This window comes from Amycolatopsis sp. lyj-23 (genome assembly GCF_046549135.1).
In the GTDB taxonomy this organism is placed as follows: domain Bacteria; phylum Actinomycetota; class Actinomycetes; order Mycobacteriales; family Pseudonocardiaceae; genus Amycolatopsis.
The window spans coordinates 190,471-203,194 of sequence record NZ_JAJPWN010000014.1 but is presented as its reverse complement, the minus strand read 5'-3'; the positions used below and the strand labels follow the sequence as shown (position 1 = coordinate 203,194).

Here is a 12,724-nt window from a genome sequence, read left to right as displayed (position 1 = left end):
GCCTGGAGGGTCGGATCGGTCAGTGACCGGTGGGCAGCAGGGCCGAGATGCGCAGCGAGGACGTGCCTAGGCCGGTCGGGCCGCCGAAAACCGTGTCGCGGACCGGGACCGGGACCGGCGCCGGGTGGTAGCCCAGTTCCGGCTCGGTGTAGCGGCCGGAGTTCTCGTGCCAGTGCACGGTCCCGGCCATCCAGTCGCGCAGCTCCCGGACGAACCCGAGCAGCGTTGCCTCGGTGGCCTCGTCGCGGTACAGGGCCGGGAGCTCGGTCGCCGCCGTGTGGTCGAACTCCGCCGAGCGGGCGTGGATCAGGTCGGTCACCACCTCGGCCGCGCGCTCTTCCGTGCAGTCCAGGAAGTTGCGCACCACCAGCACCGCGTTGTGCAGCTCGCCTTCGTACTGGATCTCCTTGCGGTAGGAGTACAGGTCGTTGGCCAGGGCCGCCACGTCCGCCGCCGCGTGCTCGAGCGTCTGCACCGGGCGCGTCCGGTGCAGCTCCGGCGGCACCGCGTGGCCGCGCGAGAGGCTCATCGTGAGGTCGGCGCCGAACGTCCGGCGGCGCATCTCGACGTAGTCGATCGGGTCCGGGATGCGGTTCTGGGCCTGGTTCGCCAGCTCCCAGAGCCAGCTCGACGTCATCGTCTCGACCGCCTGGCGCACGGCGGGCCGGCGCCCCGGCGCGGTCCGCGGCCAGAGGTCGGCCAAGCCCGCTTCCAGCGGCGTCGACGGCGTGGGCAGCGGCCCGCCGGCCACCGGCATGAACGCCGGCAACCGGAAGTTGGCCGCCTTCGCGCCCGCGAGGTCGCGGGTCGCGCCGAACACCAGGGGGAAGTAGTCGTCGGCGTAGGTGCGCCAGGTCAGCCAGTCGCTCGTGAGGTCGAGGTCGCCGGCCGTCGCGTCCGGGTGGATGCCCGCCGCGTACAGCGGCAGGTCGGCGGCCCGCAGCTTGCGCTCGTCCCACACCACGCCGTCGAGGAAGCCCTGCTGCCGCGCCCAGTCGACGTTGCGGGCGCGGGCCTCGGAGAGGTGCGGGCTGAGCCGCGGCGGCCACGGCAGTTCGAGCGACGCCCGCGGCACGTCCACCGCGGAAAACGGCGTCGAGCTGTAGGCCCGCAGCCGTTGCGGCGCGGTCGAGAGCGCCGAGGAGAAGATCCGCGCCGCCGACGTGCCCAGGCTCTCGGTACCCCCGAGATCCGGGCCGCCGCGGCCGGCCAGGGCGCCTTCGTTCATGTACCGGCTGGACCGCAGGTGCCATTCGTGCCCGCCGGCCTGCCAGTCCTGCAGGCCCTTGACGTAGGCGAACGTGGCCGCCCGCGCGGCCGGGTCGACGCAGTGGTCGTCCAGCAGCGCGGGCACCTCGGTGAGCGCCGTGTGCTCGAACTGGTGCAGCCGCGAGGTGATCAGGTCGTTGACCGCGTCGGCCGCCTGCTGGGTGCTCAGCCCGAGGAACTCCTCGAACACGAGCACGCCGTTGGACAGCTCGCCTTCGTCCTGCACTTCCCGCTGGTAGGAGAACAGGTCGTTGCGCAGGTGGACGCTGTCGGCGAAGCAGTCACGCAGGACCTCCATCGGCCGGGACGCGGCGATCCCGGCCGGGACCTCGGCGTGCACGGAGTGCTCGACCAGGTTCGCCGACCACGGCGCGCCGCCGACCTTCCGCCGCATCGCGACGTACTCGATCGGGTTCGCGAGCCGGCCTTCGTTGATGTTGGCCAGCTCCCACAGCGACTCGTCGAGCAGCGCCTTCGTGCTTTCGGCGAACCGGCGCCGCCAGCCCGCCGACCGGTGTGGGACCGTCCGGCCCCACAGGTCGGCGAGGCCGCGCTCGACCGGGTTTTCCGGCGTCGCGGTGATCTCGCCTTCGGCGGGCATGAACAGCTCGAGCCGGTCGAGGTAGCCGCGCGCGCTGTCGATGTCGCCGGTGCGCTTGTACAGCTCGAGGAAGTGGTCGTCGAAGTAGAAGACCCAGACGTACCAGTCGGTGATCAGGTCCAGCTCTTCGGCGCCGGCGTCGGGGTGGGTGTACGCGCAGAGCAGCGCGTAGTCGTGGGCATCGAGGTCGTGCTCGGTCCAGATCACGGTGCCGTGCTGCGGCACGTCGATCATGTCGAGCTCGCGCGCCCACGCCTTGCTGTGCTCGCGGGCCCGGTCCAGGTGCGGGTTCAGCCGCGCCGGGTGGGGCATGTAGAACTCGGGGAGGACGAACGGCTGCTCGGGCACACCGCGAGGCAACCAGCCGGCCGCGGTGTCCGCCAAGGGGAACAGCCGCGATGCACACGAACGGGACAGGTGCTTCCCCCGGCCGGCCCAGCGCGGCCCGGGTCCGATCGGCACGCGGTGGCGGGCCGTCGCACGATGGGGGAAGTCCCCGAGCGAGGAGCGCAGATGACCGACGAGAACCGGGTGGTCGACAACCCGGACGAAAACCGCTACGAGCTGTGGGCGGGGGAGAAGCTGGCCGGGATCGCGCGGTACGACCGGCGCGGTGACCTCACGGTGTTCACCCACACCGAGGTCGACGACGCGTTCTCCGGGCAGGGCCTCGGCAAGGTGCTGGCGGCGGGCGCGCTCGACGACGTCGTCGCCCACGGCCGGACGATCGTGCCGGTCTGCCCGTTCATCGCCGGGTACCTGCGGAAGAACCCGGGCTACGAGGACCACGTCCGCTGGCCGCGCGAGTAGGCCGGAAGCGGGACGACCGTTGGGCCGTCCGGGTGATCTGAGCGGTATGTCCGGTTCCCTTGGTTATTAACCAACCTTCGTCGGTAGTGCGTTGGTTGCCTGGCAACGAAAGTGTCGGCACAGGCTCCGAACGCCCACCCTGGAGGAAGTTTGATGACTCCCCGGAAGACCGCCCTCAGGACCCTCGCCGTCTTGTCGGCCGCCGCGCTGACCAGCGGTGTTTGTGCCTCGGCGGCCACCGCGTCCCCCCTGGCCCCCGCGGAACTGCAGGCCCGCGCGATCGCCGGCGCCACCCAGGTGGCGGACGCGCTCGGCGCCGCTTCGGGCGGCGTCTACCTGGAAAACGGCAAGGCCGTCGTGAACGTCGTCGACGACGCCGCCCTCCAGCGCGTGCAGGCCGCCGGCTTCACCGCGAAGAAGGTCAAGCACACCTTCGCCGCGCTCACGAGCGTCAAGGACCAGCTGGACGCGGTGAAGGACGTGCCGCAGACCGCGTGGGGCATCGACACGAAGAACAACCAGGTCGTGGTGAAGGTCTACGACGCGGCCAGCAAGGAGACCGCCGGCAAGGTCACCGCGGCCGCCGCGAAGTACGGCGACAGCGTCCGCGTCGAGCACCGCGCCGGCAAGCTGTCGCTGTACATCGCCGACGGCGACGCCATCCAGAACAGCCAGGGCCGCTGCTCGCTGGGCTTCAACGTGACTCGCGGCGGTGCGCCGTTCCTGCTCACCGCGGGTCACTGCACGAACCTCGGCGGCACCTGGTCCGGCGGTGACGTCTCGGGCGCCCAGGTCGTCGAAAGCGACTGCCCCGGCGCCGACTCCGGCCTGCTGACCCGTCCGAACGGCACCGGACCCGGCGAGATCAACACCGGCCAGCCGATTACGTCGGCGGCGGCCCCGACCGTCGGTGAGCAGATCCAGAAGCAGGGCTCGACCACCGGTGGCGGCAGCGGCGAGGTGACCTCGGTCGACGAGTCGGTCAACTTCGACGTCGGCGTGCTCGACCACGAGTTCGGCACCACCGCCCACACCGACCACGGCGACTCCGGCGGCCCGGCCTACGACGGCTCCACGGGCCTGGGCACGCTCTCCGGCGGCGACACCGTGACCAGCTACTTCTACCCGCTCACCCGCGAACTGCAGGCGTACGGCCTCGAGCTCGCCTGACCCGGGACGAGGGCCCGCGCACCTTCCGTCGGGGGAGGTGGGCGGGCCCTCGCGCGTTCACGCCTCGAGCCGCCGCGCGCGGTAGACGGCGTCGGTGTGGTGGCCCTCGCCGCGTGTCTCGCACGTCTCGACCACCCACTGCCAGGCGTCGCCGAGGTAGCCGGTGATCTCCTCGGGCTCGAAGTACAGCTCCTCCGGCGGCTTCTGGCCGTCGAACTGCCGCATGGCCCGCGGCGAGTGCCCGACGACCAGCAGCGAGCCACCCGGGCGGATGGCCGCCGCGGCCGCCGTGAAGACGTCGCGGCGCAGGTCGGGCGGGAGGTGCATGTACTGCGCCGAGACGAGGTCGTACTGCGCTTCCGGCTGCCATTCGAGGATGTTGCGGTGCCGCCAGTTCACCGTCACGCCCGCCTCGGCGGCGGCTTCTTCCGCGCGGGCGAGCGCGGTGGTCGAGATGTCGACACCGTCGACCGTCCAGCCCTGCTTCGCGAGCCAGATCGCGTCACCGCCTTCGCCGCTGCCGAGGTCGAGTGCGTGCCCGGGTTTCAGCCCTTCGACCTCGGTGCGCAGGTTGGCGTTGACGTTCCCGCTCCAGATCCGGTGCTCGTCACGCTGGTACATCGCTTCCCAGAAGTCCTGCTTGAGCATGGCGTCGACGGTCATCGGGTGGTCGTGGGGCATGGTTCCTCCTCAAGGACGTCCTCCGAGCATGCGGAAGACGTCCCCGAGAAGGCAAACTCCGTTGCCGGAATGGCAACTCCGCCGTCCGAACTACGCCGTGCCATACACCTGCAGCTCGTACAGCGAGTAGCCGTACGACGTGCCGCGCGTGACACCGTTCATCCGCACGTACCGGCCGCTGCCGGTCAGCCCGGTGAGGTCGTCCGTGCCGCCGTTGCCGGTCGTGGTGCTGTAGATCGTCGTCCAGGTCGAGCCGTCGGCGGACGTCTGGATGCTGTACGCCTTCCCGTACGCGGCTTCCCAGGTCAGCTTGACGTGGGTGACCGAAGCCGTGGCGCCCAGATCGACGCGCAGCCACTCCGCGTTGCTGCCTTCCTTGGACGCCCAGCGCGTGCTCGTCAGGTTGCCGTCGAAGGCCGCGCCGGCGGGGTAGGACGACGACTCGGTCGACGACGCCGTCGCGGGTTTGCCTTGCGACAGCAGGGTTTCCTGGCCACCGCTGCCGGTCACCGTGACGCCGAGGGAAGCCGTCTTCGTGCCGCCGGTGAGCGTGAGCGTCGCCGAGCCGGGGGACGCCGTGGCCGCGGCGGTGACCGTGACCGTCGAGGTCCCGCCGGCGGGCACCGACGCCGGGGAGAAGGCGACGGTGACGCCCGCGGGCGCGCCGCTCGCCGCCAGCGTGACGGCGTCGGTGGAGGTGACGGTGGCCGTCGCCGAAGCGCCCGGCGCGACCGACACCGACGACGGCGTCACGCTGAGGCCCGCGGTGCCGGCCGCGGTGAACGTCCAGCGGGCGGCGGTGCCGGAGCAGCTGCCCGCGGTGAGCGTGGTGCCCGCCGCGCGGAAGCACTTGCTGCTGGTCTGGATGTCGGAGATGGTGCCGTCGGGGTTGATCGACCACTGCTGGGCCGGGCCGCCGGTGCAGGTCTGCAGCACGATCGAGCTGCCGGAGATGCCGGCGCACTTGTCGTCGATGACGAGGAAGGCGCCGTGGAAGGTGAACCGCTGCGCGGCGCTTCCGGTGCACGCGGCCACTTTCAGCGTCGTGCCGCTGCCCGGGGCTTCGAGGCAGGTGCCGGTGGAGTTGTTCTTGTACTGGCCGACCGTGGTGTTGGGCTTCGCGCCGCCGTAGCACTCACCGGTGGTGGTGTCGAAGATCGGCGTGGCGTCGTACGGCTCGTTCGAGGGCGGATCGACGACGACCGGTTCCAGCACCGGCGTGTTGTCCGGGTTGTAGTGCGTGAGCGCGTCTTCGCAGTCGATCGCGTCGAAGGCGCTGCCGCCCTTGCCGCCGAGCCAGAGGTCGATGTGGCGCAGGCCGGGTCCGCCGTTCGGGCCCTTGCTGTTCCAGTCGTCGGAACACTCGTCGCAGCCGTCCTCCATGATGAAGTACTTCTTCACCCGCGGGACCCAGACCTTGGTGCCGGGCTTGAGTTCGTCGCTGCTGGTGGCGAAGGTGACCGGGTCGGCGTAGGTGCCCTTGCCGCCGGCCGTGCCGTGGATCTGCGGGTAGGAGATGTCCCCGCCGGGCGGGGTGTTGTCCCACCAGCCGTAGAAGGTGAGGAAGGTCGGCTGGGTGGTGGCCGCGTTCGCCGTGGCCGCACCGGCGAGGGCGGCGGCGACGGCGAGGAACAGGGTCACGACGAGCACGAGCGCGCGCCGGGTCATGCTGCCTCCGGGAGGGCTGGGGCGGACAACGACTGCGGCGTCGCTCCAGGTTCGCCGGGCGGCGGCGGCCCGTCAAGACCTATTCGTAAAGTTTCCTAACGAACCGGGGTTCGGTGTCCCGCTCGGCGGGAAAACCCGGTGCGGCGGGGAGTTCCTCGGTGAAGATGGCGGCATGAGCGAACAGCGGGAAATCGTGGTCACCGGGGGCGGCACCGGTATCGGGCTGGCGATCGCCGCCCGGTTCGCGGCGGCGGGCGAGCAGGTGACCGTCACCGGGCGGCGCACGGACGTCCTCGAAGCGGCCGCGGAGAAGATCGGCGCGCGGGCGGTGGCGTTCGACGCGAGCGACCCGGCGGCCGTGCAGGCCGCGCTGGCGGACCTGCCGGCCCGGGTGGACGTCCTGGTCAACAACGCCGGCGGCAACACCGACCGGGTCCGGGAGGCGCCCGCACCGGGTGACCTGAAGGGCCTCGCCGACGCGTGGCAGGCGAACTTCGAGGCCAACGTGCTGTCCGCCGTGCTCGTCACCGCGGCGCTGAAGCCGCGCTTCGCGGACAACGTGCGTGTAGTGACTCTCGGTTCCATCGCGGCGAAGCAGGGTTCCGGCTCGTACGGCGCGGCGAAGGCGGCGATCGAGGCGTGGAACACCGACCTCGCCCGGCAGCTGGGCGCCGGCGGGACGGCGAACGTCGTCGCGCCCGGCGTGGTCCTCGACACGGAGTTCTTCCACGGCACGGTGACCGAGGAGTGGGTGCAGGCCCGGGTTTCGGTGGCGGTCAACCAGCGGGCCGGCCGTCCCGAGGAGATCGCGGGCACCGTGCTGTTCCTGGCCGCGGCGGAATCCGCGCACCTCACCGGCCAGGTCGTGCACGTGAACGGCGGTGCCTACGGCGCCCGCTAGGTGTACTGCTAGGCCATCCGGGTCGCAAGTGGCGCGGCCGCCCCACGGCGGCCGCGGTCCTCTCCATGGTGGAAGTGACAGACCACCGGAAGAGAGAGGTGATCCGCCGTGACGGCCGCTCCCGCAAGCCCGGCCCTCCCGACCACCCGGACGGCAGGCTGCCCGTTCGACCCGCCCGGCGAGTACGCGTCCCTCCGGGAAACCGCGCCCACCTCCACCGTGCGCTGCCCGGCGGGCATGGACGCGCACCTCGTGACGCGGTACGCCGACGTCCGCGCGGTCCTCGCCGACCGCACGATGAGCTCGCGCGGCGCGTCTTCGGTGCACGTGAACCCCAACGCGGACCTGGACTTCGAGGTCAGCCCCGGGTCGATCATCCAGCTCGACGGCGCGGCCCACGCGCGGCTGCGCAAGAAGGTGATCGCGGAGTTCACCGTGCGGCGGGTGGAGGCGCTGCGCGGGTACGTCCGGCAGCTGGTGGACAGCCACCTCGACGCGATGCTCGCGCAGGGCTCGCCGGCCGATCTGGTGCAGCACTTCGCGTTGCCGATCCCGTCGCTGGTGATCTGCGAGCTGCTCGGCGTCCCGTACGCCGACCGATCGCACTTCCAGCAGCAGAGCACGACGCTGGTCAGCACGGACGCGACGCGGGAGGAAGGCGAGCAGGCGTACGACGCGCTTTCCGGCTACCTGGCCGAGTTGTTCGTCGCGAAGCAGCGGAATCCGCAGGACGACCTGTTCAGCAGGCTGTCTTCCGCCGAGGACGCCCTGACGATGGAGGAGCTGGTCGTGCTCGGCCTGAGCCTGCTGGTCGCCGGGCACGAGACGACGGCCAACATGATCGCGCTGAGCACGCTGGTGCTGCTGGAGCACCCGGAGCAGCGCGCGGGGGTGCTCGCCGCGCCGGAGCGGGCGGTGGAGGAGCTGCTGCGGTACCTGTCGGTGGTCCAGTTCGGCGTGCTGCGGTACGCGACCGCGGACGTCCGGGTCGGCTCGCGCGCGGTCCGGGCGGGGGAGTGGGTCGTGGCGGCGCTGAACTCGGCCAACCGCGACGAGTCGGTGTTCCCGCGCGCGGACGAGCTCGACTTCGGCCGCGAGTCGCCGCGGACGCACGTGGCGTTCGGGTTCGGGGCGCACCAGTGCGTCGGGCAGCAGCTGGCGCGGGTGGAGCTGCAGGAGGCGTTGACGGGGCTGGTGCGCCGGGTGCCGGACCTGCGGCTCGCGGTGCCGCGGGAGCAGCTGGCGTACAAGCACAACACGCTGGTGTACGGAGTTCGTGAGCTGCCGGTCGCCTGGGGTTGAATGGCCGGGTGTCTCAGGTCGTGACAGCTCGCCGCCTTTGGGCCGCCGTGGAACCGTTGCACGCCGTCGTCTACTTCGCGCCCGAGACGGCCGAAGCGGCGAAGGCGGCCGGCTTGCGCGGGTACTGGATGGGGTACTTCGCCGGGCGCCTGGCGCCGCTGGGCCCGATCGGTCCCGGCCCGGCGACGGCGGTGCTGTTCGGCTTCGCACCGGCGATGGTGGCACGGGCGCTGCCGGACGCGTGGTCGTTCGCCTCGCCGCCGGAGGTCGTCCGCACCCGGCTCGAGGCGGTCTCGTCGGCGCTGAGCCGGGTGGCGGGCGACGTCTCGGAACTGAACGCGCTGCTGTGGCGGGCGGTGGCCGCGTGCGAGTTCGGCGGCCGCCCGCTGGCGGCGGCGTGGGCGGCGGTGGCGGAACCGGCCGACCCACTGGCGAGGTTGTGGCTGGCGGCGACGATCCTGCGCGAGCACCGCGGCGACGGGCACGTCCTGGCGGCGGTCCACGCCGGGTTGGCCGGCCTGGAGACGACGCTGACCCACATCGGTGACGGAGTGATCGGCCGCCCGGACATCCAGCCCCACCGCGGCTGGTCGGACACCGAGTGGGAGGCCGCGGTGGACCGGTTGCGGACGCGCGGGATCCTCGACGCCGGTGGGGCTCTGACGGACGCGGGACGCGAGCTGCGCCGCAGGGTCGAGGCGGACACGGACCGCCTGGCGGCGGCGCCGGTGGTGGCGCTGGGCGCGGAGGTCGAGCGGCTGCTGGAGCTGGCGGTCCCGCTGAGCCGGGCGGTCATCGACAGCGGCGTGGTGCCGGTGCCGAACCCGATGGGGGTGCCGCGGCCCTGAGCCGTCGATTCCGGCCCCGGCCGTTCGACGCACCGGTGCACGCACCCGGACATCGGAGGACTCCATGAGTTTGCTCGACGGCAAGAACGCGATCGTCTACGGCGCCGCGGGGCGGATCGGCACGGCCGTCGCCACCGCGTTCGCCGGGGAAGGTGCGCGGGTGTTCGTGGCCGGCCGAACCCGGTCCCGCCTGGCCGAGCTGGCCGGCGGCATCCGGGCGGCGGGCGGCCGCGCCGAGGTGGCGGTGGTCGACGCCCTCGACGAACGCGCGGTCGACGAGCACGCGGCCGCCGTGGCGGCCGAGGGCGGCATCGACGTCTCGATCAACCTCATCGGCCACGGCGACGTGCAGGGGACACCGCTGGTGGAGATGGCGCTCGCGGACTACGAGCGCCCGGTGGTGACGGCGGTGCGCACCCAGTTCCTGACCGCCCGCGCGGCGGCCCGGCACATGATTCCCCGCCGGTCCGGGGCGATCCTGTTCTTCGGAGGCGCGGCCGAGCCGGTCCGCGAGTTCGCGGTCGGCGGGCTGCAGGTGGCGTTCCACGCGCTCGAAGCGATGCGCCGCCAGCTCGCGGCGGAGCTGGGCCCGCACGGGATCCGCACGGTGACGCTCCGGACGGGCGGCATCCCGGAGACGCTCCCGGCGGACTTCCCGGGCCGGGCGGAGCTGGAGGAGAACATCGCGGGCAAGACGATGCTCGGCCGCGCGGCCACCCTGGCCGACGTGGGTGCGGTGGCGGCCTTCGTGGCTTCGGACCGCGCCCGCACGATGACGGCGGCCACCGTCAACATCAGCTGCGGCGCCCTGGTGGACTGACGGACGTTCGTGACAGCCGGGCGGTCCGGTCGTCGGGAGCGGTGAGAGCTGCTCGAATCCGAGTGATTGTGTATTAATACTTTCGGGGGAATTGCAGATAGAGGTGAGCTCGAGGTCTTTTGATCAGGCACCATGGCGGGTTCGAACCGTCACGCGGGGAGCGGGAATGAACGGACCGAACGACTGGTTCCAGCAAAATCAAGATCGGTACAGACGGGAACAGTACGAACGTCAGCAGGCCTACTTGCGGCAGCCGCAAAGGCCGACGGGGCCGCCGGTCCGCCAACGACGGGCGGGCAGACGAGGCCCTTCGCCGCTGGTCGTGTTCGTCTTCAGTGCCGTGGGTCTGCTCGTCGGCGAAGCGGTCAACTGGTTCAAGGACGTCGGTCCGGTGTTCTCCTCGGTTTGTACCGTTGTCGCGGGCCTGATCCCCCTGCTGCTCGATTACTGGAAATCGGTTGCTGAAGAACCGGCCCCGGGCCGGGGCCGAGCGGGCGCTCCTTCGTACGACCGAGGCGGAACCGCGGCGGGCCGGGTTCTGGGAGTGCTGGTTTTCATCGTCGTAGCCGGAGCCGCGGCGTACGGGATCTCGTGGGGCGTCGGCTACGTGACCGGCAACGAGACCGTCCGGGCCGAGCGTCTCGTTTCTCCGGTCGCCGGCCGTGCTGATTCGATGACGATCACCGTCGAAGGCGTCGGCGTGACCGACCATTACACGAAGGTGCGGATATCCGCCGTCAGCCGAGCCCCGACCGCCGTGGATGTCGGAGTGGGCCACGATTGTCAACTGGTCGATGACGGCGGCCAGACCCTGCAGCCATCCACCGTTGCCAATGATCAAACCCTGCTCGTCCCGGCAAACGGCGTTACCGTCAGAGCGGTGATCACGTTCACGGGCAGGCCGGCGCCGACGGCCACAACGCTGACCCTCGATTTTTCCTGGTTCCTCGCGCACGACTTCGGGTTCGGTGCTCACTCGCTTCAAGTGCACGAAATAAAGCTCAAGGCGGATCCCGCCTGATTTGACGAGCCGGTCGGCGCTATTCCGCGAGGTCGGAGGTGAGCCGGTGCCCCTGGCTCGCCCGTGCTGTGCCGAGCCCGATCGTTGGTCGGCGCATCACCCGCCTCCTCCGCGCTGCTCCACCACCAGCCGCTGGTGCCGCGCCGCCCGGACCCGGTCTCCGCACGTCGTCGAACACCAGCGGCGGCGGGCGTGCTCCCGCACGTAGTACCTGATGCACCCGTGCGCCTCGCACGCGCGCACCATCGCCCCCAGTTCCCCGCTCACCACCTCGATCGCGTCGCGCGCCACCGCGCCCACCGCCGCGTCCAGGCCGCCCGGCCGGCTGCTGTGCCACTCGCGCGCAGGACCGTCGGCCCAGGTCAGCGTCAAGGCCGCCGTGTCCGCGCGGGCTTCCGCGTTCACCGTCTCCAGTGCCGTTGCCGCCGGGGTGCGGTCCTCCGCCAATGCCGCCAGCAGCTCGCGGACCGCCGCGCGCAGCTCCGTCAAGCGGCTCAGCGACGCCGCGTCGGGGACCTCCGCCGCCAGGCCGCGCTCGCGCAACCAGTCCGCCGCCGCGCCCGGGGAGACGAGGTCGTCCGCCTCCACTCGGCGGGTGTTGACCAGTGCCAGTGCGGGCGAGCGGTCCTCGCCGGGTGCCGCCGTGACCATGTCCGCCTCCCGTGTCCGTCCCCGAAGTGTCCCTGACGGTTGACAGCTTACGCGGTCTCATGGATAACTAACAAAATAACCATGAGACAGGAGATCACGATGGTCACCGTGCACCACCGCTACGCCACCGTCGCCGGGCACCGGCTCTTCTACCGGGAGGCCGGACCCGCCGACGCCCCCACGATCGTGCTGCTCCACGGCTTCCCGACGAGCTCGCACATGTTCCGCCACCTCATCCCCGCGCTGGCCGACCGCTACCACGTCGTCGCGCCGGACTACCTCGGCTCGGGCGCCTCCGACGCGCCGCTCACCGGCGAGTTCACCTACACCTTCGACGCGCTCGCCGAACTCACCCTCGCCCTGCTCGACCAGCTCGGCCTCGGCCGCTTCGCCCTCTACATCCAGGACTTCGGCGCGCCGGTGGGCCTCCGCATCGCCGCCGGGAACCCCGGCCGGGTGACGGCGATCGTCACGCAGAACGGCAACGCCTACGTCGACGGCCTCGGTGCCGGCCTGCCGCAGAAGCTCGCCGCCGGCACGCTGTCCGACGACGACCTGCGCGCCATGGTCACCCTCGAGGCCACCAAGGCGCAGTACCTCGACGGCGTGCCCGATCCGGCGCTGGTCAGCCCGGACGTCTGGATCCACGACCAGGCGCTGCTCGACCGGCCCGGCGCGGCGGCGATCCAGCAGGCGCTGCTCGCGGACTACCACCACAACATCGGCCGGTACCCGGAGTTCCACGAGTACTTCCGGACCAGCCGGGTCCCGCTGCTGGCCGTCTGGGGCGGCAACGACGAGATCTTCGTCGCCGACGGCGCCCGCGCCTACGCCCGCGACCTGCCGGACGCCGAGATCCACCTGCTCGACTCCGGCCACTTCGCCCTGGAAACGCACCTGGACGCGATCGCCGGGTACATCCGGGGCTTCCTCGGGCGCGTCCTGCCCGTTGACCGGGACGCCCGTTGACCACCGGGCCGGC

The 12,724-nt window shown here is 71.7% G+C and carries 12 protein-coding genes; 8 read left to right on the top strand and 4 right to left on the bottom strand.

Annotated elements, in window-relative coordinates; translation table 11 throughout:
* Positions 1-19 precede the first annotated feature (19 nt).
* Positions 20-2,182, bottom strand: a complete 2,163-nt coding sequence (locus ACLJPY_RS32830) for a terpene synthase family protein (protein ID WP_410594633.1) — start codon at positions 2,180-2,182, stop codon at positions 20-22.
* 201 nt (positions 2,183-2,383) lie between these two features.
* Between ACLJPY_RS32830 and ACLJPY_RS32825 the strand changes: the two genes are divergently transcribed.
* Both ACLJPY_RS32825 and ACLJPY_RS32820 read left to right on the top strand, forming a co-directional pair.
* Positions 2,384-2,680, top strand: coding sequence for a GNAT family N-acetyltransferase (locus ACLJPY_RS32825; protein ID WP_410594441.1), 297 nt, complete (start codon positions 2,384-2,386; stop codon positions 2,678-2,680).
* A 153-nt stretch (positions 2,681-2,833) separates the two neighbouring features.
* Positions 2,834-3,850 (top strand): S1 family peptidase, encoded by a 1,017-nt coding sequence (locus ACLJPY_RS32820; RefSeq protein ID WP_410594439.1) that lies wholly within the window; start codon positions 2,834-2,836, stop codon positions 3,848-3,850.
* Between the two features lie 57 nt (positions 3,851-3,907).
* Here ACLJPY_RS32820 and ACLJPY_RS32815 read toward each other — a convergent pair whose 3' ends face one another.
* Together ACLJPY_RS32815 and ACLJPY_RS32810 are read right to left on the bottom strand one after the other, a co-directional pair.
* Positions 3,908-4,531, bottom strand: a complete 624-nt coding sequence (locus ACLJPY_RS32815) for an SAM-dependent methyltransferase (protein WP_410594437.1) — start codon at positions 4,529-4,531, stop codon at positions 3,908-3,910.
* Positions 4,532-4,621: 90 nt separating this feature from the next.
* Positions 4,622-6,199: a discoidin domain-containing protein gene (locus ACLJPY_RS32810; protein WP_410594435.1), complete on the bottom strand. Its 1,578-nt coding sequence runs from the start codon at positions 6,197-6,199 to the stop codon at positions 4,622-4,624.
* Positions 6,200-6,371: 172 nt separating this feature from the next.
* Between ACLJPY_RS32810 and ACLJPY_RS32805 the strand changes: the two genes are divergently transcribed.
* The 5 genes from ACLJPY_RS32805 (at position 6,372) to ACLJPY_RS32785 (ending at position 11,091) form a co-directional block, all read left to right on the top strand.
* Positions 6,372-7,100, top strand: a complete 729-nt coding sequence (locus tag ACLJPY_RS32805) for an SDR family oxidoreductase (RefSeq protein WP_410594433.1) — start codon at positions 6,372-6,374, stop codon at positions 7,098-7,100.
* A gap of 108 nt (positions 7,101-7,208) precedes the next feature.
* Positions 7,209-8,402 (top strand): cytochrome P450, encoded by a 1,194-nt coding sequence (locus ACLJPY_RS32800; RefSeq protein WP_410594431.1) that lies wholly within the window; start codon positions 7,209-7,211, stop codon positions 8,400-8,402.
* A 20-nt stretch (positions 8,403-8,422) separates the two neighbouring features.
* A complete protein-coding gene (locus tag ACLJPY_RS32795; RefSeq protein ID WP_410594631.1) occupies positions 8,423-9,250 on the top strand; it encodes an SCO6745 family protein in 828 nt (275 codons plus the stop codon).
* A gap of 64 nt (positions 9,251-9,314) precedes the next feature.
* Positions 9,315-10,070, top strand: a complete 756-nt coding sequence (locus ACLJPY_RS32790; RefSeq protein WP_410594429.1) for an SDR family NAD(P)-dependent oxidoreductase — start codon at positions 9,315-9,317, stop codon at positions 10,068-10,070.
* Between the two features lie 166 nt (positions 10,071-10,236).
* Positions 10,237-11,091 (top strand): hypothetical protein, encoded by an 855-nt coding sequence (locus ACLJPY_RS32785; RefSeq protein ID WP_410594427.1) that lies wholly within the window; start codon positions 10,237-10,239, stop codon positions 11,089-11,091.
* A gap of 96 nt (positions 11,092-11,187) precedes the next feature.
* On the opposite strand, the gene ACLJPY_RS32780 is transcribed toward ACLJPY_RS32785, so the two are convergent.
* Positions 11,188-11,742, bottom strand: a complete 555-nt coding sequence (locus tag ACLJPY_RS32780; protein ID WP_410594425.1) for a CGNR zinc finger domain-containing protein — start codon at positions 11,740-11,742, stop codon at positions 11,188-11,190.
* A gap of 99 nt (positions 11,743-11,841) precedes the next feature.
* Here ACLJPY_RS32780 and ACLJPY_RS32775 point away from each other — a divergent pair, with 99 nt between their 5' ends.
* Complete coding sequence (locus tag ACLJPY_RS32775) at positions 11,842-12,711, top strand: alpha/beta fold hydrolase (protein ID WP_410594629.1); 870 nt, start codon at positions 11,842-11,844, stop codon at positions 12,709-12,711.
* The last annotated feature ends 13 nt before the right edge of the window (positions 12,712-12,724 follow it).

Bases quoted from the DNA above. Each gene is read 5' to 3' on its own strand.
- ACLJPY_RS32830 (WP_410594633.1), bottom strand. From the start codon at position 2,182: ATGCCCCACCCGGCGCGGCTGAACCCGCACCTGGACCGGGCCCGCGAG.
- ACLJPY_RS32825 (WP_410594441.1), top strand. From the start codon at position 2,384: ATGACCGACGAGAACCGGGTGGTCGACAACCCGGACGAAAACCGCTAC.
- ACLJPY_RS32820 (WP_410594439.1), top strand. From the start codon at position 2,834: ATGACTCCCCGGAAGACCGCCCTCAGGACCCTCGCCGTCTTGTCGGCC.
- ACLJPY_RS32815 (WP_410594437.1), bottom strand. From the start codon at position 4,531: ATGCCCCACGACCACCCGATGACCGTCGACGCCATGCTCAAGCAGGAC.
- ACLJPY_RS32810 (WP_410594435.1), bottom strand. From the start codon at position 6,199: ATGACCCGGCGCGCGCTCGTGCTCGTCGTGACCCTGTTCCTCGCCGTC.
- ACLJPY_RS32805 (WP_410594433.1), top strand. From the start codon at position 6,372: ATGAGCGAACAGCGGGAAATCGTGGTCACCGGGGGCGGCACCGGTATC.
- ACLJPY_RS32790 (WP_410594429.1), top strand. From the start codon at position 9,315: ATGAGTTTGCTCGACGGCAAGAACGCGATCGTCTACGGCGCCGCGGGG.
- ACLJPY_RS32785 (WP_410594427.1), top strand. From the start codon at position 10,237: ATGAACGGACCGAACGACTGGTTCCAGCAAAATCAAGATCGGTACAGA.
- ACLJPY_RS32780 (WP_410594425.1), bottom strand. From the start codon at position 11,742: ATGGTCACGGCGGCACCCGGCGAGGACCGCTCGCCCGCACTGGCACTG.
- ACLJPY_RS32775 (WP_410594629.1), top strand. From the start codon at position 11,842: ATGGTCACCGTGCACCACCGCTACGCCACCGTCGCCGGGCACCGGCTC.